The sequence below is a fragment of the Streptomyces sp. NPDC004561 genome, from assembly GCF_053602155.1.
Genome location: NZ_JBSGDB010000047.1, coordinates 13,470 through 31,532 on the forward strand (window position 1 = coordinate 13,470; position 18,063 = coordinate 31,532).

Here is an 18,063-nt window from a genome sequence, read left to right on the forward strand (position 1 = left end):
GGGCGACGAGGATGCGCCGGTCAGTCCCGGCTCTCCTGGTCACCCACCAGCGTGCCGATCTTCTCACCCTTGACGGCACGGGCGATATTGCCCTCCGCGAGAAGCTCGAAGACGAGGATCGGGAGCTTGTTGTCGCGGCACAGCGTGATGGCGGTGGCGTCCGCGACCTTCAGGTCCCGGGTGATGACCTCGCCGTAGCCGAGGGAGTCGAACTTGACGGCGTCGGGGTTGGTCTTGGGGTCGGAGTCGTAGACCCCGTCCACACCGTTCTTGCCCATGAGCAGCGCCTCGGCGTCGATCTCCAGGGCGCGCTGGGCGGCGGTGGTGTCGGTGGAGAAGTACGGCATGCCCATACCGGCACCGAAGATGACCACACGGCCCTTCTCCAGGTGGCGCACGGCGCGCAGCGGGATGTACGGCTCGGCGACCTGCCCCATGGTGATGGCGGTCTGGACCCGGGACTGGATGCCCTCCTTCTCCAGGAAGTCCTGGAGGGCGAGGCAGTTCATCACGGTGCCGAGCATGCCCATGTAGTCGGAGCGGGCCCGGTCCATGCCGCGCTGCTGGAGCTCGGCGCCGCGGAAGAAGTTGCCGCCACCGATGACGACCGCGACCTGCGCGCCGTCCCGTACCACGGCCGCGATCTCACGGGCGATCTTGTGCACCACGTCCGGGTCCACGCCCAGGCCCCCGCCACCGGAGAAGGCCTCTCCGGACAGCTTCAGCAGAAACCGGCCGCGTACTTTGCCGTCGTCGCTCTTCTGGGCCTTGGTGGTCATGGGAGATCCCGCCTCTTTCACATGTTGCACATACGAAGAAGGCCATTGCCGATGGGGTCGCTTTTCGCTCCCATGCGCGGCAATGGCCTCCTCGTCAGATCTGCTGCCGTCCGCCCCACACCCGGGTGTGGCGGTGTGCGCGGACGACTGCTGTCGACCCTATCGGGATTTCTCCTCGGGTCGCGCGTCGATCGCGGTACGGACTCAGATGCCGACCTTGATGCGCGAGAAGCGCTTCAGGGTGACACCGGCCTCGTCCAGAACCTTCTGGACCGACTTCTTGTTGTCCAGCGCGTACGGCTGGCCGAGCAGCGTGGCGTCCTTGAAGAAGCCGTTCAGACGACCCTCGACGATCTTGGCGATCGCGGCCTCGGGCTTGCCCTCGGCGCGGGTGGTCTCCTCGGCGATGCGGCGCTCGGACTCGACGACCTCGGCCGGGACGTCCTCCTTGGCGAGGTACTTCGGCGCGAAGGCGGCGATGTGCTGGGCGATGCCCTTGGCGACGTCGACGTTCGGCTTGTCGAGCTCGACCAGGACACCGATCTGCGGGGGCAGGTCGGGCATGGTGCGGTGCATGTAGGCGGTGACGTAGCCGTCGGAGAACTGCGCGAAGCGGTCCAGGACGATCTTCTCGCCGAGGTTGGCGTTGGCCTCGTCCACGAACGCCTGGACGGTCTTGCCGGCCTCGATCTCGGAGGCGAGGAGCGCCTCGAGGTCGGCCGGGGAGGTCTTGGCGATGTGATCGGCGATCGCCTTGGCGACGGCCTGGAACTTGTCGCCCTTGGCGACGAAGTCCGTCTCGCACTTCAGCTCGACCAGGACACCGGAGGAGTTGTCGTCGGCGATGATGGAGACCACGGCGCCGTTCTCGGCGGAGCGGCCCTCGCGCTTGGCGACGCCCTTCTGGCCCTTGATGCGCAGCGCCTCGACGGCCTTCTCGACGTTGCCCTCGGCCTCGTCCAGCGCCTTCTTGCAGTCCATCATGCCGGCGCCGGTGAGCTCACGGAGCTTCTTGACGTCGGCGGCGGTGTAGTTCGCCATGAGTCTGTGAGTCTTTCTCGAAGTCTTGGGAGAACGGAGATCGGTACGGTCTGCGGTCCACATGTGAGCGCGGACAGCCGACGGCGTGCCGACCTACGGGTGAACAGCGGGGGCGGACTTCACCGCGCCTGGAGCGCAGTGGGAAGCAGTACCACCCCCGCCGTCAACACTGACGTCAGGCCTGCTCGCCCTCGGCGGGCTTCTCGGCCTCGGCCTCGGCCTCGGCGGGAGCGGCCTCGGCGGGAGCGGCCTCGGCGGCCGGAGCCTCGGCGGCGGGGGCCTCAGCGGCCGGAGCCTCAGCAGCCGGAGCCTCGGCGGCCGGAGCCTCGTCCTTCTTCTCACCCTCGAGCAGGTCGCGCTCCCACTCGGCGAGCGGCTCGGCGGCGGCCTTCTCGCCCTTGTCACCAGTGGCGACACGGGAGCGGGAGATGAGGCCCTCGGCGACGGCGTCGGCGATCACACGGGTGAGCAGGGTGACGGAGCGGATCGCGTCGTCGTTGCCCGGGATCTTGTAGTCGACCTCGTCGGGGTCGCAGTTGGTGTCGAGGATCGCGACGACCGGAATGTTGAGCTTCCGGGCCTCACCAACGGCGATGTGCTCCTTCTTGGTGTCCACGATCCAGACGGCGCTCGGCACCTTCTGCATCTCGCGGATACCGCCGAGGGTCTTCTCCAGCTTGGCCTTCTCGCGGGAGAGGACCAGGAGCTCCTTCTTGGTCAGACCGGAGGCCGCGACGTCCTCGAAGTCGATCTGCTCAAGCTCCTTGAGGCGCTGCAGACGCTTGTAGACGGTCGAGAAGTTGGTGAGCATGCCACCCAGCCAGCGCTGGTTGACGTAGGGCATGCCGACGCGGGTGGCCTGCTCGGCGATGGCCTCCTGCGCCTGCTTCTTCGTGCCGACGAACATGACCGTGCCGCCGTGGGCGACGGTCTCCTTGACGAACTCGTAGGCGCGGTCGATGTACGACAGCGACTGGAGCAGGTCGATGATGTAGATGCCGTTGCGCTCGGTGAAGATGAAGCGCTTCATCTTCGGGTTCCAGCGACGGGTCTGGTGACCGAAGTGGACGCCGCTCTCCAGCAGCTCCCGCATCGTGACGACGGCCATGGCCGTATCTCCTTGAGTTTCTCGGTTGTGCCGCGTCCGCCGGACGGCGGCCGCGCCTGACGCCCGTGGTGCGCCGTGCCACGAAGGACCGAGAGGCGCTTGGTACGAACCCTTTCCGGGCGCCGTACCTGGGCGTGCGAAGTCGACCCGGTGACCCGGATCGCCAGAAGAAGTGTACGGGACCGCCGGACCACCGGGTGACGCCGCTGTCCACAACCGGGGAGTGGTCCACAGGGTCCGGCCATGATCGGCGGGCTGCGGGACGGTGGTCGCATGCGACGAGTGATGCGATGCCTCTTGTGGTGGGCCGTTCCGCTGATGGGGTGGGCGGTGATCGCGCTCACCCCTCTGGCCTGGGCGGACCCGCCTCGGCCGGGACCGGCGCCGGCCCCCGGCCGGGTGCCGGCCGTCGGCCGCGTCTGGCCGGTGGGCGTCCGGCCGGTGGTGCTGCGCGGCTGGGAGCCGCCGGCGACGGTGTACGGACCCGGGCACCGGGGTGTCGACCTGGCGGCAGCGCCCGGGTCGCCGGTACGGGCGGTGGCGGCGGGCCGGGTGTCCTTCGCGGGACGGGTGGCCGGGCGGGGCGTGGTGGCGGTGGAACTGGCGGGCACGGACCTGCGGACGACGTACGAACCGGTGACCCCCTCGGTGCACAAGGGGGACGAGGTGGGGGCCGGCGAGGTGGTCGGGACCGTCGGTCCGACGGGGTCGCACTGCGGTACGGCGGCCTGTGTGCACTGGGGCCTGCTGCGGGGCGAGACCTATCTGGACCCCTTGTCCCTGCTGCCCCCGTGGCTGCTGGACAGGGGCCCGTCGAGGCTGCTGCCCGTGCTCACGGAACAGCGCGGAGGGCCGTGACGCAGGTCACACTTCAGGCGCCGGTGCCTGACACCGACAGGCGAGTCTCTGTCCGTGCCTCGCACCGCCAGGCGAGTCGGCTCCGGCGCGGCGCAACACGTACAGGGCCGGGCTCCGGCCACGGCCCGCCTCAGCCCCGCACACCCCGCAGCGCCATGGCCACAGCCGCGTCCGTCACCGCCGTGGGCTCCTCCGCCGCTCCCAGCTCGATCCGCCGCACCGCCGCGTCCACGACCCCCTGCAACAGCATCGCCGCCAGCCGTGGCTGGTCGTGCCCCAGCTCCCCCAGCGCCTCGACGATCATGGCGACCAGCCCGCCGTGCGCGGCCCGGATCTTCTCCCGCGCGCCCGCGTCCAGTTCGCTCGCGGAGATCGCGACGACCGCCCGGTGCCGCCGGTCCCCGACCAGCGCCAGCTGCTGCCGGACATACGCCTCGACCTTGCCCTCGGGCGAGCCGGCGCGCTCCATCGCGGCGGCCACCTCCGCCGCCCACACCGGGAAGTCGACCTCGCACAGCTCCTCGACCACGGCCGCGCGCGAGCGGAAGTACTCGTACACGGACGACCGCGCCAGTCCCGTCCGCTCGGCCAGCGCGGGAAAGGTCAGCGCCTCCGTCCCGCCCTCGGACAGCAGGGACCGAGCCGCGTCCAGCAGGGCGGCTCGCTGCATCGACCGGTGCTCGGCCACGGAGGCCGCTCGAATCCTTGGCACGCCGACCACTCTACGGAGGCGCCCGGGCGAATGGGAGCCGACTCAGCGGCCGAAGCTCGCCAGCTTGGCCCGCAGCTGGAGCACCGACTTGGTGTGGATCTGACTGACCCGGCTCTCGGTGACCCCGAGCACATTGCCGATCTCGGCGAGGGTGAGGCCCTCGTAGTAGTACAGGGTGACGACGGTCTTCTCCCGCTCGGGCAGCGTGTTGATGGCCCGCGCGAGGAACCGCCGCAGCTCCCGCTCCTCCGCCACCTCCACGGGGTTGTCCGCGGCGGTGTCCTCCAGCGTGTCCATGAAGCTGAGCCGGTCGCCGCCCTCACCGCCGACGTGCAGCAACTCCTCCAGGGCGACGACGTTGGCCAGCGACAACTGGCTGAACACCGCGTGCAGTTCGTCGACCTCCATGCCCAGCTCGACGGCGACCTCCCCCTCGGTCGGGGTGCGGCGCAGCCGGGCCTCCAGGGTGGCGTAGGCGCGCTCGACGTTCCGCGCCTTCTGCCGCACCGACCGCGGGATCCAGTCCAGGGCCCGCAGTTCGTCGATCATCGCGCCGCGGATCCTGGTGATCGCGTACGTCTCGAACTTGATCTCCCGGTCGATGTCGAACTTCTCGATCGCGTCGATCAGCCCGAACACCCCGGAGGAGACGAAGTCGGCCTGCTCCACATTGGGCGGCAGGCCGACGCTCACCCGGCCCGCGACGTATTTCACCAGCGGCGAGTAGTGCAGGATCAGCTGCTCCCGCAGCCGGTCGTCGCCCGTGGCCTTGTACGACCGCCACAGTTCGTCGAGCGTCGAGGGAGCGGGCGGCCGCACGCTGCCACCGTCGCGGGCGGCTGGGGGGATCGCCGCCCGGTCGGACCCGGAAGTGTGCTGGGGCATTCGTCGCCTTGTGCCGTTCTGCCGTGAAGTGCCGTGAAGTGCTGCAAGTGGGGTGAGCCGGGTGGTCGTGGGTCGAAGTGGGCCGCCTGGGTGAGCTGTCGGGCTGATGTCGAGATGGCGTGTTCTGTATCGCCGCCTTCGTGAGCGTAGCGTGACTGAGGAGTCGCGGTGCGCGAACAACGAGGCTCCACCCTTGCGCAGGGTCCCGCACCGGCATCGGGGGCACGTTCCGCAGGTCGCTCTGTGTGACGGGTGGAATGCGCCAACTCCGGGAAACCCCAAGGGCGTCGGGCGTTCCCCCGGACGGCCGAACACGCTCGGTCAGCATGGGCGGCGACCGGTCCGGACCGAGGTCATCGCCTGGCGTGTCAACTTCCAGCCATCGCCGTGTCGTTCGACGTAACCAACTGCTCGGAGTTCGTACAGCCTCGCGATCGCCTCGTCCGGTGTGGTGCGCGCGCCGAGTGCGATCTCCCCGGCGGGGGCCGCGCGGTCGCCGGGCAGGGCGGCGAGGACGGTCCGGGCGGCCGGTTCCAGCAGGTCGCGCGGCAGCACCGGGCCTCTGCGGGGCGGGGCCAGCTCACCCATGTCGCCCACCAGCTCGACGACTTCCGCGGCGTCGGTGACCAGGGCGGCCTCACCGCGCAGCAGTTCGTGCACACCGGCGGAGAGCGCGCTGGTGACCGGTCCGGGCACGCCCATGGTGAACCGGCCGAGGCGCTGCGCGGCCCGCGCGGTGGCCAGCGAGCCGCTGCGGCAGGCGGCCTCCACGACGACGGTGCCCCTGGTCAGGGCGGCGATCACCCGGTTGCGGAGGATGAACCGGCTCGGGGTCGGATGGTCGCCCGGCGGCAGTTCGCCCACCACCAGTCCCTGCTCCGCGATCCGTTCGATCAGGGCGGTGTGGCCGCGCGGGTAGGGCCGGTCGACGCCGCTGGCCAGTACGGCGACGGTGGCTCCGCCGGCGGCGAGGGCACCGCGGTGGGCGGCGCCGTCGATGCCGTAGGCGCCGCCGGACACCACGACCCAGCCCCGCTCGGCGAGTCCTGCGGCGAGGGTGGCCGCCACGTGGTTGCCGTACTCGGTGCAGGCCCTCGCCCCCACCACGGCGGCCGATCTGAGCGCCCACATCCGCAGGCTGGGACGGCCGCGGACCCAGAGCCCGACGGGGCGGGCGTCGCCGAGGTCGTCGAGCTGACCCGGCCACTCGGTGTGCCCCGGCACCACGAACCGGGCCCCGGCCGCCCGCGCGATCGCGAGGTCCCGCTCCGGCTCGGCGCGTCCGCACCGCGCGACCAGCCCCGCCCACCGCGCCGCGCTGACCCCGGGCAACGGGTCGTCGCCGGCACGCAGCCGCCGCACGACCTCCCCCACCCCGAGCTCCCGCACCCACCGCCCCCCGGCCTCGTCCCCCGGCTCGATCACCCGCGAGAGGAGGACCCGGCCGAGCAGTTCGTCGCCCGGGTCCTCCTCCGCGTTCATGTCAGCGCCCCGATGGCCGCCGGGACCCCACGGGGGACTCCGGTGCGCAGTTGCAGGGCCAGGGCCACGTCGGTCGCGTCCGGGCGGTCGCGCCCGACGAGGTCGGCGACCGTCCAGGCGACACGCAGGACCCGGTCGATCCCCCGGGCGGTGAGCACACCCCGCTCCAGGCTGCGTTCGGCCTCGTCCATCGCGCCGACGGCGGCGTGGTACCTGCTGCGCAGCTCCCGCCCGGGCACCTCGCTGTTGTTGCGCCACGGCGTTCCGGCGAGGCGGGCGGCCGCCCGCTCCCGGGCCTGCCGCACCCGGCCGGCCACGGTCGCCGTGGACTCGCCGCGGGCGCCGGACGCGGTGAGCTGGGCCCGGGTGACCGGGTCGACCTCGACCCGGAGGTCCACCCGGTCGAGGAGCGGCCCGGAGAGCCGGGCCTGGTAGCGGCGGATCGCCGACGGCGGGCACTCGCACAGGGCGTCGCGCTGCGAGAAGCGTCCACAGGGACAGGGGTTGGCCGCCAGCACCATCAGGAAGCGCGCCGGGAAGCGGACCACACCCGCGCTGCGCGCGATCACGACATGCCCGGACTCCAGGGGCTGGCGCAGGGCGTCGAGGGTCTGGCCGTGGAACTCGGGTGCCTCGTCCAGGAACAGCACGCCGCGATGGGCGAGGGACACCGCCCCGGGGCGGGCGATGCCGGGGCCGCCGCCGACCAGTGACTGCATCGTCGCCGAGTGGTGCGGGGCGCAGTACGGGGCGACGTCGATGAGCGGCTTGCCGGGCGGCAGCAGTCCGGCCACCGAGTGCACCGCCGTGACCTCCAGGGACTCCTCCCGGGTGAGCGTGGGCAGTACGGTCGGCAGCCGTTCGGCGAGCATGGTCTTGCCCGCGCCGGGCGGCCCCTCCAGGAACAGGTGGTGCCCGCCGGCGGCGGCCACCTCCACGGCGGTCCGGGCCGAGGTCTGGCCGACGACGTCCGCCAGGTCGTGGTCGTGCTGTGCGGCGCCGAGGCTGTGCATGCCGGTGGCGGCGCCCGTGCCCGGCACGCGCAGTCCGGCCAGCAGCGGGTCGGGGCGGCCCTGCTCGTCCGGTTCCTCCTCGGGGACGGGCTCCTCGGTCAGCACGGCGACGAGCTGCCGCAGGCTGCGGACGCCGAGGACCGACACGCCGGGAACCAGCGCGGCCTCCGCGGCGGCGCACTCCGGTACGACCACCTGCTCGTAGCCGGCGTCGGCCGCGGCCAGCACCGCGGGCAGGATGCCCCGTACCGGACGCACCCGGCCGTCCAGCCCCAGTTCTCCGATCATGACGATGTCGGTGAGGACCCGGGGGTCGATGCGCTCGGCGGCACCGAGCACCGCGCAGGCGACGGCCAGGTCGAAGCCGGAGCCGGCCTTGGGCACCGACGCCGGGCTGAGCCCGACGGTCAGTTTCTTCTGCGGCCACTCCCCGCCCGAGTTCACCACCGCAGCCCGAACCCGGTCGCGGCTCTCGGTCAGGCTTTTGTCCGGTAGGCCGACCAGGGTGAACGCGGCGACGCCGGGTTCGAGGTCGGCCTGGACCTCGACGACCACGCCCTCGACGCCGACGAGGGCGACGGAGCAGGTGCGGGCGAATCCCATTCAGGCCACCCCCCGGGCGTGCTCGACGGACGGGGCGCCCCGGCGGGGCAGCAGGACGCCGACCAGGTCGATGCGGACGCCTCCCGGCGGGGCTCCGCCGTGGGCGTGGATCCAGCGTTCGGCCAGCCCCCGGAGCCGTGCGGCCTTCTCGGGGGTGACCGCGGCCATCGGATGCTCGTAGCGGCCGCCCCTGCGGGTCTTCACCTCGCAGACGACCAGGACGTCGCCGTCCCTGGCCACGATGTCGATCTCGCCGGTCCGTCCGGCGCGCCAGTTGCGCTCCAGGACCGTCATTCCGGCCCGGGCCAGCCGCCGCGCGGCCAGGTCCTCGCCGTACCTGCCGAGTGCACTGCGTGCCTTGCTCATGTCGGCACCACCTCCGGCGCCAACCGTCACGCATCCGGCCCACCCGTGTTGATCTTGGTGGGCTACTCAGCGGTTGTGGAAAACCCCGTCACCCGCCCGGGAGCTCCAGGTCGCTCTTGTTCAGCTCCTCGATGTTCACGTCCTTGAACGTGAGAACCCGGACCTGCTTGACGAAGCGGGCCGGCCGGTACATGTCCCACACCCAGGCGTCGGCCATGGACACCTCGAAGAACACCTCGCCCTGGACCGAGTGCACCTGCATCTCGTAGTCGTTGGTGAGATAGAAACGCCGCTCGGTCTCGATCACGTATTTGAACAGACCGACGACATCTCGGTACTCCCGGTAGAGCTTCAGCTCCATCTCGGTCTCGTACTTCTCGAGGTCCTCGGCGCTCATGGCATGTTCCCCTTCAGCCGTGCGATCCCCCCATTGTGCGCCAGTCCCACGGGCCCTCAGTCGATTTCCGGGTCGCCAGACGATGTCGCTAGACGATTTCCGGGTCGAGGGTCACGGGGCCGGCCGGGGGACCTTCGTCGAGCAGCGTACGCAGCAGCTCGGCGAGTCTGGTCGGATACACCGTCTCATGTGCCCGGGTCAGTTCCTGACACGTCCACCAGCGCGCTCCGGCGACAGTGCGCCGCTCCAGCTCCGTCAGGCCCGTCGCCGCCGTCGCGGTCTGGGTCGTACGGGCCAGGTAGTACCACTCGTCCTGGTCCCAGCGGCGGCCCGCGAACGGGAAGGAGCACCTGCGCTGCCAGAGCACCGGGCCGAGGTCGACCTCGGTGATGCCGGTCTCCTCGGCGAGTTCCCGCAGCGCGGCCTCTTCGCGCGTCTCGGCGCCCTCCAGGCCGCCGCCGGGGGTGAACCACCAGTCGTCGGCCGGGTCGTCCGGCTCGTGGCCGTGCAGAAGCAGGATGCGGTCCTCGGGGTCGAGCAGCACCACCCGGGCCACCTGGCGCAGACCGTCCTCGTACGGCTCCTCGCCCGGCCGCTCGGTCTCAGCGGCCACCGGCCGCCTCCGCGCGGGCGGCACGGGCCCGGGAGCCGCCCATCCGCTTGGCGATCGGGCCGTAGGCGCCCCCGCCGAGGACCAGGACGGCGCCGGCGGCGATCAGCAGCTCGATCACGCCCAGCGGGCCGGGCTGGGAGAGGGTCCCCAGGGCCTCGAAGCCGGTGGGGCTCTTGAGCATGCCCTTCCAGGGCCAGACGACGGCGTCCACTCGGGCGGACACGGCGTCGCGGGAGACGGTGCCCTTGGCCGCGTCCGTCAGGTGGGCCGTGGAGTCCAGGGAGCCCCGGCGCTCGTCACCGAGGAGGAACAGACGGCCCTTGGGCACGGTCACCGTCGGGAAGTTCTGGATCTCGGCCAGGCTGCCCTTGGGCAGGTAGGGCTCCTCGATCTGCTTGCCGTTGACGGTCAGCTTGCCGTCGGTGCAGCAGGAGACGGTGTCGCCGCCGACCGCGACCACGCGCTTGACCACGTTGGCGTTGGTGACCCAGCTCTGGTCGCGGAAGACGACCACGTCACCGCGGCGCACATCGGCCCCGTCGACCCGCTGGGCCATCACCCGGTCGCCGACGTCGATGGTGGGGGTCATGGAACTGGTGGGCACGGTGTAGGGCCGGTAGACCACGGCCGCCCAGGCGAAACCACCGAGGAACAGCACCAGGCCCAGCGCCACCGCCAGCCCGGACAACCGCTGTCCGACCCGGCCGCCGCCCGTCTGTGCCGTCCCGGTGCCACCGCTGCGCGGGGCCGTACGCGTCGTGCTCTCGCCACCCATGGACCCGCACCCTACCTGTCGGTACCGAACGGGGGGAGCCCCTCTTTCACGACCCGGGAAAGAGCTTTCCCGGAGCTTCACAGAGGGGCCCGGTCCATGGCGCGGGCGGGCTCACCGGTTCCCGGTGGCCGCCGTGTGCTCGGTCGTGTCGCGCAGGCGGTCACCCCGCCGGCGCCGCCAGACCGCGACCGGCAGCACCGCCGCGACGGCGGCGCCCTCCGGGGCCACCGTCAGGGACGACGCGGCGGAGGACTGCTGGTTCAGGCCGGACTGGTCGAAGGTGTCCGGCACGGGCAGGGTGCCCCAGCGGTTGATCGGCCAGGCCTTGACGATCGCGCGGCCGACGACCTTGTCGACGGGGACGAAGCCGTGGTTCTTGTCCGACTGGTTGTACCGCGAGTCACGGGAGTTCTGCCGGTGGTCGCCCATCACCCAGATGTAGCCCTGGGGGACCTTCACCGTGAACTGGCCGCCCTGGTCGTCGACGCTGCACGGCGTGTTGCCGGGGTAGACGTACGGCTCGTTCAGCGGGTGGCCGTTGACCAGCAGCGGGCCCGAGTTCTTGCACTCGATCGTGTCACCGCCGACGCCGATCACCCGCTTGATCAGGTCCTTCTCCTCCGCCGACGGCATCAGGCCGATCCAGCTGAGGACCTTCTGCACCGGGTTCGGGTTCGGCGTCGGCTCGCCCGCCAGCCAGTTGTCCGGGTCGTGGAAGACCACGACCTCGCCGCGCTCGGGCTTGGAGCCGAACCACGGGGTGAGCTTGTCGACCAGGACGCGGTCACCCTGCTGGAGGGTGTTCTGCATCGAATCGGACGGGATCGAGAACGCCTGCACGAGGAACGTCTTGATCAGCAGCGCCAGGACCAGCGCGATGCCGATCAGGATCGGCAGCTCCTTCCAGAAGGAGCGCGGTTTCTTCGGCCGGCGTACGTCCTCGCCCGCGCCCGCGGTCCGGGGGCGTTGTCCGGTCTCCGGCGCGCCCTCGTCGCCCGTCGCGTCATTCCCGGAGGTCATGGCGCCGTCCGACACGGGGGCGTTCGCTTCCACGGGGTGCCCGCGGTGCTCCTCGCCGTCGTGTCCCGACAGTGCGCCAACCGCCACATCCCCCACGCCAACTCCTTACTCCGTGCCGCCGCCTGCCCCACATACGGCGCAGGCCCACCACTCCCATAACGAGCGGGAGTTCCGCAGGGCTCGGGAGTTGGGTCATTCCGTTCGGATTCTCGGGGGCAACCCTATGCGACAGCCGGGGGGCCGCAGCTGCACCCGACACGGAGTGGGCAACGCTTGCAAAGGTTTTAGGTTCTTCAAGGCGCGTCCAGTGGCCGACCGGCCAGCCGATGACCATGGCCCTGCCGACCACCGACTTCTCGGAGACCGTGCCGCCGTAGGGGGTGTTCTGGTGGGCACGGGAGTCCGCGGAGTTGTCCCTGTGGTCGCCCATCACCCACAGCCGGCCCTTGGGGACGGTGATGTCGAAGGGCATGGACGAGGGGTTGTTGCCCGGGTACAGATAGGCCCCTTCCGTGAGGGGTACGCCGTTGACGGTGACGCGGCCCTGCGCGTCGCAGCACTTGACGTGGTCGCCTCCCACCCCGATGACCCGCTTGATCAGGTCTTTCTCGTTGTCGGACGGCAGCAGGCCGATGAAGGTGAGGCCTTCCTTGACCTGCTTGACGACGACCGGGTCGTGCTTCGGCGGGGTCTGCTCGTCCGCCAGCCAGCCGCCCGGGTCGTGGAAGACGACGACGTCCCCGCGCTGCGGCTCGGAGCCGAACCACGGGGTGAACTTGTCGACCAGGACGCGGTCGCCGATCCGGATGGTCTGCTCCATGGAGCCGGACGGGATCACGAACGCCTGGACGAGGAAGGTCTTCAGGACCAGCGCGATGAGGACGGCGACACCGACCAGAAGGGGGATCTCCCGAACGGCTGAACGCCGGCGCTTGCGCTTGACCTTGCGCTGCAGTTTCCGCCGATCCGCGCGCGTGCGGCCGCCACCGGGCGACGAGGTGCGGCGGGTCCCGGTGGGCAGCAGGTCGTCGGCGGGCGTGCTGGGCACCCCGCGCGGTTTGCCGCGGTTACCCATGGGCGCCCTCCGACGCAGCGGCGGGCACGCGCGCGTAGGCGGACGGCCGCGTCAGGTGCGTCCAGTGGCCGTACGGCCACAGGATCCAGTCGGCCCGGCCGATGACGTCGCCCACGGGGATCATGCCGCCGCCGGGCGAGCCGAGGTGGTCGCGGGAGTCGCTGGAGTCGCTGCGGTGGTCACCGAGGACGAAGAGGCGCCCGGCGGGTACGACGACGTCGAAGGGCACGCTGGAGGCGCCGTCCCCGGGATAGAGGAACGCCGTCTCGTCGACCGCCCGGCCGTTCACCTCGAGCCTTCCCTTCTTGTCGCAGCAGACCACGTGGTCTCCGCCCACCCCGACAACGCGCTTGATGTAGTCGGCGTCCCCGAAATACCCGGTGCCGTCGAACACAATCACGTCGCCGCGGCTCGGCTGGGCACCGAAACGGTACGCCAACTTATTTACGAGAACGCGGTCCCCGATCCTCAACCCCTGCTCCATGGATCCGCTCGGAATCTGGAACGGTTGCACCACGAAAGCGTTGAGGGCGAGCAAAAACGCCAGGCAGGCGAAGAGGGTGAGGGTGACACGGCCGCCCGGGAGCCACTCGGCGGTCCGTGCCACCAACGCGAAACGCGACCGCCCCTCCGTGCCCGGGGAGTCCGGGCCTGAGGTGCGGTCGCGTTCCGTCGGCTGTGCTTCGGTGTCCATCGGGGCCAGATGCTATCCGGCCCCGCTGTGACGCCGGGGAAGCGCTCAGCTCTCGCGCTTCTCCTTGATCTTCGCGGCCTTGCCGCGCAGCTCACGGAGGTAGTACAGCTTGGCGCGACGCACGTCACCCCGGGTGACCAGCTCGATCTTCTCGACGATCGGGGTGTGCACCGGGAAGGTGCGCTCGACGCCGACGGAGAACGAGACCTTGCGGACCGTGAAGGTCTCGCGGACACCGGAGCCCTGGCGGCGGATCACAACGCCCTTGAACTGCTGCACGCGGGAGCGGTTGCCCTCGATGACGCGGACGTGGACGTTGACGGTGTCGCCCGGGCGGAAGGCCGGGACGTCACTGCGCAGCGACGCGGAGTCGACGGTGTCGAGCAGGTGAGACATTTCGTCTGCTTTCTTCGCTGATGCCACAGGTCATCAACGGAAACTAGGTGTAACGGGAGACTGCCGTGCGGGTCGGGACGAGCGTCGTGTCCCCCTGCGGCAGGGGCGCACGCCGGACGGGCGCACAACAGCGGTCTATTCTTCCATGCCCCCGGCCCGCCGCCAAAATCGGCCGTACGGCCGGCCGTCCGGGTCCGGTTCCCAGCCCAGGATGGAGAGCATCTCGCGGTCCTTCTTGTCGAAGGCCTTGGGGTCGCAGCGCTCGATCAGGTCGGGGCGGTTCGCGGTGGTGCGCCTGAGAGCCTCGTCCCGGCGCCAGCGGGCGATCTTCCCGTGGTGGCCGCTGAGCAGCACCTCCGGGATGTCCCGGCCGCGCCAGAGGGGCGGCTTGGTGTAGACGGGGCCTTCCAGGAGGCTCGCCATCGCGCCGGGCGCGAAGGAGTCGTCGCGGTGGGACTCGGCGTTGCCGAGGACCCCGGGCAGCAGCCGGGCCACGGCCTCCGTGACGACGAGCACGGCCGCCTCGCCGCCGGCGAGGACGTAGTCGCCGATGGAGACCTCGTACACGGGCACGCGTGTGGCGTACTCGTCCATGACGCGCCGGTCGATGCCCTCGTAGCGCGCCGGGGTGAAGATCAGCCAGGGGCGCTCGGAGAGTTCCACGGCGAGTTCCTGGGTGAACGGGAGGCCGCTCGGGGTGGGCACGATCAGCACGGGCGCGTGCGCACCGGTCTCGTAGCCGTCGGCGAGGACGGTGTCCAGGGCGTCGCCCCACGGCTCGGTCTTCATGACCATGCCGGGGCCGCCGCCGTAGGGCGTGTCGTCGACGGTGTTGTGCCGGTCGTACGTCCAGTGCCGCAGGTCGTGCACGTGCACGCCGAGCTGCCCCCGCGCGCGTGCCTTGCCGACGAGGGAGACGTTCAGGGGTTCGAGGTACTCGGGGAAGATCGTGACGACGTCGAGCCTCATGCGCTGTCGTCCCTGGTCGAGGCGATCTCGGCACGGTCGTCGATCAGGCCCGGCGGGGGCGCGATGACAGCCCGCTGCTCCTCCAGGTCGATCTCGGTGACGATCTCCTCCACGAAGGGGATCAGCACCTCGGTGCCGTCGGGCCGCTCCACGATGAACAGGTCCTGCGAGGGCAGGTGCGAGATCTCCGTGATCCGGCCGACCTCCTCCCCGTCCTCGGTGACCACGTCGAGGTCGACGAGCTGGTGGTCGTAGTACTCGTCCTCGCCCTCGGGCAGCTCCTCCGGGTCCACCTCGGCGATCAGCAGGGTGTTCCGGAGGGCCTCGGCGCCGGTGCGGTCGGTGACGCCGTCGAAGCGCAGGAGGAGGCGGCCGCTGTGGACGCGGCCGGTGGCGATGGTGAGCGGCCCGGTGGAGGCCGGGTCGGTGGCCAGAACGGCGCCCGGGGCGAGCCGCAGCTCCGGCTCGTCGGTACGTACCTCGACGGTGACCTCGCCCTTGATGCCGTGGGCGCGGCCGATCCGCGCGACTACCAGCTGCACGTGTACAGATCTCCTGTCATACGACTGCGGGCCGGGGACGGCCCAGTGGCCCTCCCCGGCCCGAGCCGGTTGCGATGAAGCGTCAGCGGACGTGGTCCACGTCGACCAGGTCGACGCGGACACCGCGGCCGCCGATGGCGCCCACGACGGTACGCAGGGCGCGCGCGGTGCGGCCGTTGCGGCCGATCACCTTGCCGAGGTCGTCGGGGTGGACCCGGACCTCGAGAACGCGCCCGCGGCGCAGGTCGCGCGAGGCGACCTGCACATCGTCAGGGTTGTCGACGATGCCCTTCACGAGGTGCTCAAGCGCCTCTTCGAGCATGCTGCTCAGGCCTCGGTCGACTCGGACTCGGCAGCCGCCTCGTCCTTCTTCTCAGCCTTCTTCTTCTGGGTGATCGCCTCACCCTTGCCCTCGTCGTCACCGCCGAGAGCCTCGAACGACGGACGCGTCGCCTTCGGCTCGGCGACGAGCAGCGGCGCCGGGGCGGGCTCGCCCTTGAACTTCTGCCAGTCGCCGGTCTTCTTCAGGATGGCGAGGACGGGCTCGGTCGGCTGCGCGCCGACACCCAGCCAGTACGCCACGCGCTCGGCGTCCACCTCGATGACCGACGGGTTGTAGGTCGGGTGGTACTTGCCGATCTCCTCGATGGCCCGGCCGTCACGGCGGGTACGGGAGTCGGCGACGACGATGCGGTAGTGAGGCGAACGGATCTTGCCCAGACGCTTCAGCTTGATCTTGACTGCCACGGGAGTGGATTCTCCTGGATTTGACGTGGTTGGGCACGGCGAGCTGCCGCGTGGGGTTGCGGTACCCGAATGCCCGATGGACGCGTCAGCCGGAGGAGAGAGGGGTCCTGTTCGGCTGTCGAGTACAGCTAGACATTGTGCCACACCCTGCGGGTCGCCTCCGGCCGAGGGGGGCGGCAGGCGCCCGGGCATGGCTGGGAAGCACCCGGCGCGGAGGTGAGGTCGCGTCGGGTGCGTTGCCCGGTGCCCTGCGGCTCGTCGCTGTCCACGACCCGGCACCCACGAGATGCCGGTACTCGCGCGGCTCGCGGCTATGCCGCTCCGACGACCTCCGGGATCCTGAACGGCTTCCCGCAGCCGCCGCAGACGATGGGCGCCTGGGCGAGGACCGAGGGGACCACCCGGACGTTGCGCCCGCAGTCGCAGACGGCCTTGACGCGGACGCCACCGCCGGAGGAGCCGTGCCGGGCGGCCGGTCCGCGGAAGGTGCGGGAGGTGTCGGCGGAGGTGGCGGCCGTGTGCGCCTTCAGCGCGCGCTGGAGCCGCTCCATGGTCGGCCGGTAGCGCCGCTTCGCCTCGGGGTTGAGCGTGACCAGTGAGAAGCCGCTGCTCGGATGCGGTTCATCGGGATGGTCCAGGCCCAGCTCCTCGGCGATCGCGAGAAAGCGGCGGTTGTGGTAGCGGCCGGCGCGGGAGGTGTCGCGGATCCCCCGGGCGGCGGCGATGCCGTGGACTGCCTCATGCAGCAGTCGTTCGAAGGAGAGTTCGTGCCCGCACGCGGACGACGACTCCCCGATCAGGGACTCTGGCGCGGCAAGGTCCGGCAGCTCGGGGTGGTACCGCTGAATGTCGGCCCACGCCTGCGCCAGCTCTGCGGCGAGAACAGGTGGTGTCTGTGTCGTGCTCACGTAATGACAACGAGCGGGGGTGCCGCTGTGTTCCTATTCCGGGCCATCCCAAATAATTTGCACGTACCCGTCAGTTGCCGCTGATGCGTCCTGACGAGGGCGGGTGCGCTGATCTGCGGAGAAGCCTCACAGCTCATACCAAGCTGGTGCGTAGTCCGCGCTACGACCTTGCCAGTAGGGCCCTGTGCGACGGTCGTCGGCGGATGCGCAAGAGACGTTTCGGTCGCTCTCGGCGCGGGGCCTCATCTTGCTCAGCGTCCGTGACGGCCGTGGTGTTACCGCTCGCGGCCGAAGCCCCCGGTACCGGCCCGTTTCCCCTGAAGCGGCCACCGTACGGCCACCCAGATTGCCGGGACGTGAAATCTCGCCACACCCGCGTTCCGGGGCCAAGCGGGGCCCCTCGACCCCTGGACGGCACCGCGAGCCGGGAGTTACCTGGCATACGTGGGAAGTGCGCGCGCACGGCACGGGGGCCACGCAATCGGGCACAGCGGTGAACTGTCGGCGGATTGGGGCGCTTACCTATGACACCTACGCTCGTGCGGCAGCACGTGCCTCACGCGGACTCCGGTCCCCGCGTGGACCCGTGCGCACGCGCGCGTGACTGGTCCGAGATCCAGGAGCGGATGCTGGTCCCGCTCTACGAGGCCGTCTACGAGCGACTTGAAGTGGGGCCCGCCACCCGGCTGCTGGGCCTGCGCTGCGGTTCCGGTCTCGCCCTGCTGACGGCGGCCGCCAGAGGGGCCGCCGTCACCGGTGTCGACTCCTCCCCCGAGCGGCTCGCCCTCGCACGCGAGCGGCTGCTGCCGGGCACCGCGCGCGGCAGAGGCGGCCGCCGCCGCGGCGGCGCGGGCACGCGCCCGCGTGCGGCCACGAAGCTCGTCGAGGGCACGCCCGCGGACGCGGCCGGCGCGGAGACGGCCCCGTACACCCTGGTGACCGTCTTCGAGCCGATCGGCTGCCTCGCGGGGGACTCCGAGGGACTCGGCGAGCCGCAGGTCGGGCAGCCGGGTGAGGAGCGTGGCCAGCGCGGTCTGCCCCTCCAGGCGGGCGAGCGGCGCGCCGAGGCAGTAGTGGATG

Annotated in this window: 22 protein-coding genes; 2 read left to right on the forward strand and 20 right to left on the reverse strand. The window is 71.1% G+C overall.

Going from position 1 to position 18,063, the window contains the following annotated elements; translation table 11 throughout:
* Positions 1-20: 20 nt before the first annotated feature.
* The 3 genes from pyrH to rpsB form a co-directional block, all read right to left on the reverse strand.
* A complete protein-coding gene (pyrH, locus tag ACWEN3_RS09350) occupies positions 21-779 on the reverse strand; it encodes a UMP kinase (protein WP_452967725.1) in 759 nt (252 codons plus the stop codon).
* 204 nt (positions 780-983) lie between these two features.
* Entirely contained in the window at positions 984-1,820 is an 837-nt protein-coding gene (gene tsf / locus ACWEN3_RS09355) for a translation elongation factor Ts (RefSeq protein ID WP_452967728.1), read from the reverse strand.
* A 175-nt stretch (positions 1,821-1,995) separates the two neighbouring features.
* Positions 1,996-2,928: a 30S ribosomal protein S2 gene (gene rpsB, locus ACWEN3_RS09360; protein ID WP_452967730.1), complete on the reverse strand. Its 933-nt coding sequence runs from the start codon at positions 2,926-2,928 to the stop codon at positions 1,996-1,998.
* Positions 2,929-3,201: 273 nt separating this feature from the next.
* Here rpsB and ACWEN3_RS09365 point away from each other — a divergent pair, with 273 nt between their 5' ends.
* A complete protein-coding gene (locus ACWEN3_RS09365) occupies positions 3,202-3,786 on the forward strand; it encodes a murein hydrolase activator EnvC family protein (RefSeq protein ID WP_452967733.1) in 585 nt (194 codons plus the stop codon).
* Between the two features lie 130 nt (positions 3,787-3,916).
* On the opposite strand, the gene ACWEN3_RS09370 is transcribed toward ACWEN3_RS09365, so the two are convergent.
* The 17 genes from ACWEN3_RS09370 to ACWEN3_RS09450 form a co-directional block, all read right to left on the reverse strand.
* The gene (locus ACWEN3_RS09370; RefSeq protein ID WP_452967770.1) at positions 3,917-4,474 is read right to left on the reverse strand and encodes a TetR/AcrR family transcriptional regulator; all 558 of its coding nucleotides are present in this window, start codon (positions 4,472-4,474) and stop codon (positions 3,917-3,919) included.
* 66 nt (positions 4,475-4,540) lie between these two features.
* Complete coding sequence (whiG, locus tag ACWEN3_RS09375) at positions 4,541-5,383, reverse strand: RNA polymerase sigma factor WhiG (protein WP_452967735.1); 843 nt, start codon at positions 5,381-5,383, stop codon at positions 4,541-4,543.
* 321 nt (positions 5,384-5,704) lie between these two features.
* Complete coding sequence (gene dprA, locus ACWEN3_RS09380; protein ID WP_452967738.1) at positions 5,705-6,865, reverse strand: DNA-processing protein DprA; 1,161 nt, start codon at positions 6,863-6,865, stop codon at positions 5,705-5,707.
* Positions 6,862-8,481, reverse strand: coding sequence for a YifB family Mg chelatase-like AAA ATPase (locus ACWEN3_RS09385; RefSeq protein WP_452967741.1), 1,620 nt, complete (start codon positions 8,479-8,481; stop codon positions 6,862-6,864). Before ACWEN3_RS09385 ends, dprA begins: the two co-directional genes overlap by 4 nt.
* A complete protein-coding gene (locus ACWEN3_RS09390; RefSeq protein WP_452967743.1) occupies positions 8,482-8,847 on the reverse strand; it encodes a YraN family protein in 366 nt (121 codons plus the stop codon).
* 88 nt (positions 8,848-8,935) lie between these two features.
* Positions 8,936-9,244 carry a DUF2469 domain-containing protein gene (locus ACWEN3_RS09395; RefSeq protein WP_003965949.1) on the reverse strand — a complete coding sequence of 103 codons (309 nt, stop codon included), beginning with the start codon at positions 9,242-9,244 and terminating at the stop codon, positions 8,936-8,938.
* A gap of 88 nt (positions 9,245-9,332) precedes the next feature.
* Positions 9,333-9,857, reverse strand: a complete 525-nt coding sequence (locus tag ACWEN3_RS09400) for an NUDIX hydrolase (RefSeq protein ID WP_452967746.1) — start codon at positions 9,855-9,857, stop codon at positions 9,333-9,335.
* Positions 9,847-10,632: a signal peptidase I gene (gene lepB, locus ACWEN3_RS09405; protein WP_452967749.1), complete on the reverse strand. Its 786-nt coding sequence runs from the start codon at positions 10,630-10,632 to the stop codon at positions 9,847-9,849. Before lepB (ACWEN3_RS09405) ends, ACWEN3_RS09400 begins: the two co-directional genes overlap by 11 nt.
* Before the next feature lie 111 nt (positions 10,633-10,743).
* Positions 10,744-11,748 carry a signal peptidase I gene (gene lepB, locus ACWEN3_RS09410; protein ID WP_452967751.1) on the reverse strand — a complete coding sequence of 335 codons (1,005 nt, stop codon included), beginning with the start codon at positions 11,746-11,748 and terminating at the stop codon, positions 10,744-10,746.
* The gene (gene lepB, locus ACWEN3_RS09415) at positions 11,636-12,727 is read right to left on the reverse strand and encodes a signal peptidase I (RefSeq protein ID WP_452967753.1); all 1,092 of its coding nucleotides are present in this window, start codon (positions 12,725-12,727) and stop codon (positions 11,636-11,638) included. The genes lepB (ACWEN3_RS09410) and lepB (ACWEN3_RS09415) overlap by 113 nt, the downstream gene beginning before the upstream one ends.
* Positions 12,720-13,421 (reverse strand): signal peptidase I, encoded by a 702-nt coding sequence (gene lepB / locus ACWEN3_RS09420; RefSeq protein ID WP_452967756.1) that lies wholly within the window; start codon positions 13,419-13,421, stop codon positions 12,720-12,722. Before lepB (ACWEN3_RS09420) ends, lepB (ACWEN3_RS09415) begins: the two co-directional genes overlap by 8 nt.
* 45 nt (positions 13,422-13,466) lie before the next feature.
* Positions 13,467-13,817, reverse strand: a complete 351-nt coding sequence (gene rplS / locus ACWEN3_RS09425; protein ID WP_351485043.1) for a 50S ribosomal protein L19 — start codon at positions 13,815-13,817, stop codon at positions 13,467-13,469.
* A 135-nt stretch (positions 13,818-13,952) separates the two neighbouring features.
* Complete coding sequence (gene trmD, locus ACWEN3_RS09430) at positions 13,953-14,786, reverse strand: tRNA (guanosine(37)-N1)-methyltransferase TrmD (RefSeq protein WP_452967758.1); 834 nt, start codon at positions 14,784-14,786, stop codon at positions 13,953-13,955.
* Positions 14,783-15,328 (reverse strand): ribosome maturation factor RimM, encoded by a 546-nt coding sequence (rimM, locus tag ACWEN3_RS09435; protein WP_452967761.1) that lies wholly within the window; start codon positions 15,326-15,328, stop codon positions 14,783-14,785. Before rimM ends, trmD begins: the two co-directional genes overlap by 4 nt.
* Positions 15,329-15,410: 82 nt before the next feature.
* Positions 15,411-15,650 carry an RNA-binding protein gene (locus ACWEN3_RS09440; RefSeq protein WP_005479813.1) on the reverse strand — a complete coding sequence of 80 codons (240 nt, stop codon included), beginning with the start codon at positions 15,648-15,650 and terminating at the stop codon, positions 15,411-15,413.
* 5 nt (positions 15,651-15,655) lie between these two features.
* Positions 15,656-16,075 carry a 30S ribosomal protein S16 gene (gene rpsP, locus ACWEN3_RS09445; protein WP_061925778.1) on the reverse strand — a complete coding sequence of 140 codons (420 nt, stop codon included), beginning with the start codon at positions 16,073-16,075 and terminating at the stop codon, positions 15,656-15,658.
* Positions 16,076-16,386: 311 nt separating this feature from the next.
* Positions 16,387-16,983, reverse strand: a complete 597-nt coding sequence (locus ACWEN3_RS09450; RefSeq protein ID WP_452967763.1) for a hypothetical protein — start codon at positions 16,981-16,983, stop codon at positions 16,387-16,389.
* Between the two features lie 524 nt (positions 16,984-17,507).
* On the opposite strand from ACWEN3_RS09450, the gene ACWEN3_RS09455 reads away from it, so the two are divergent.
* A partial coding sequence (locus ACWEN3_RS09455) for a class I SAM-dependent methyltransferase (RefSeq protein ID WP_452967766.1) occupies positions 17,508-18,063 on the forward strand: 556 nt, incomplete at its 3' end.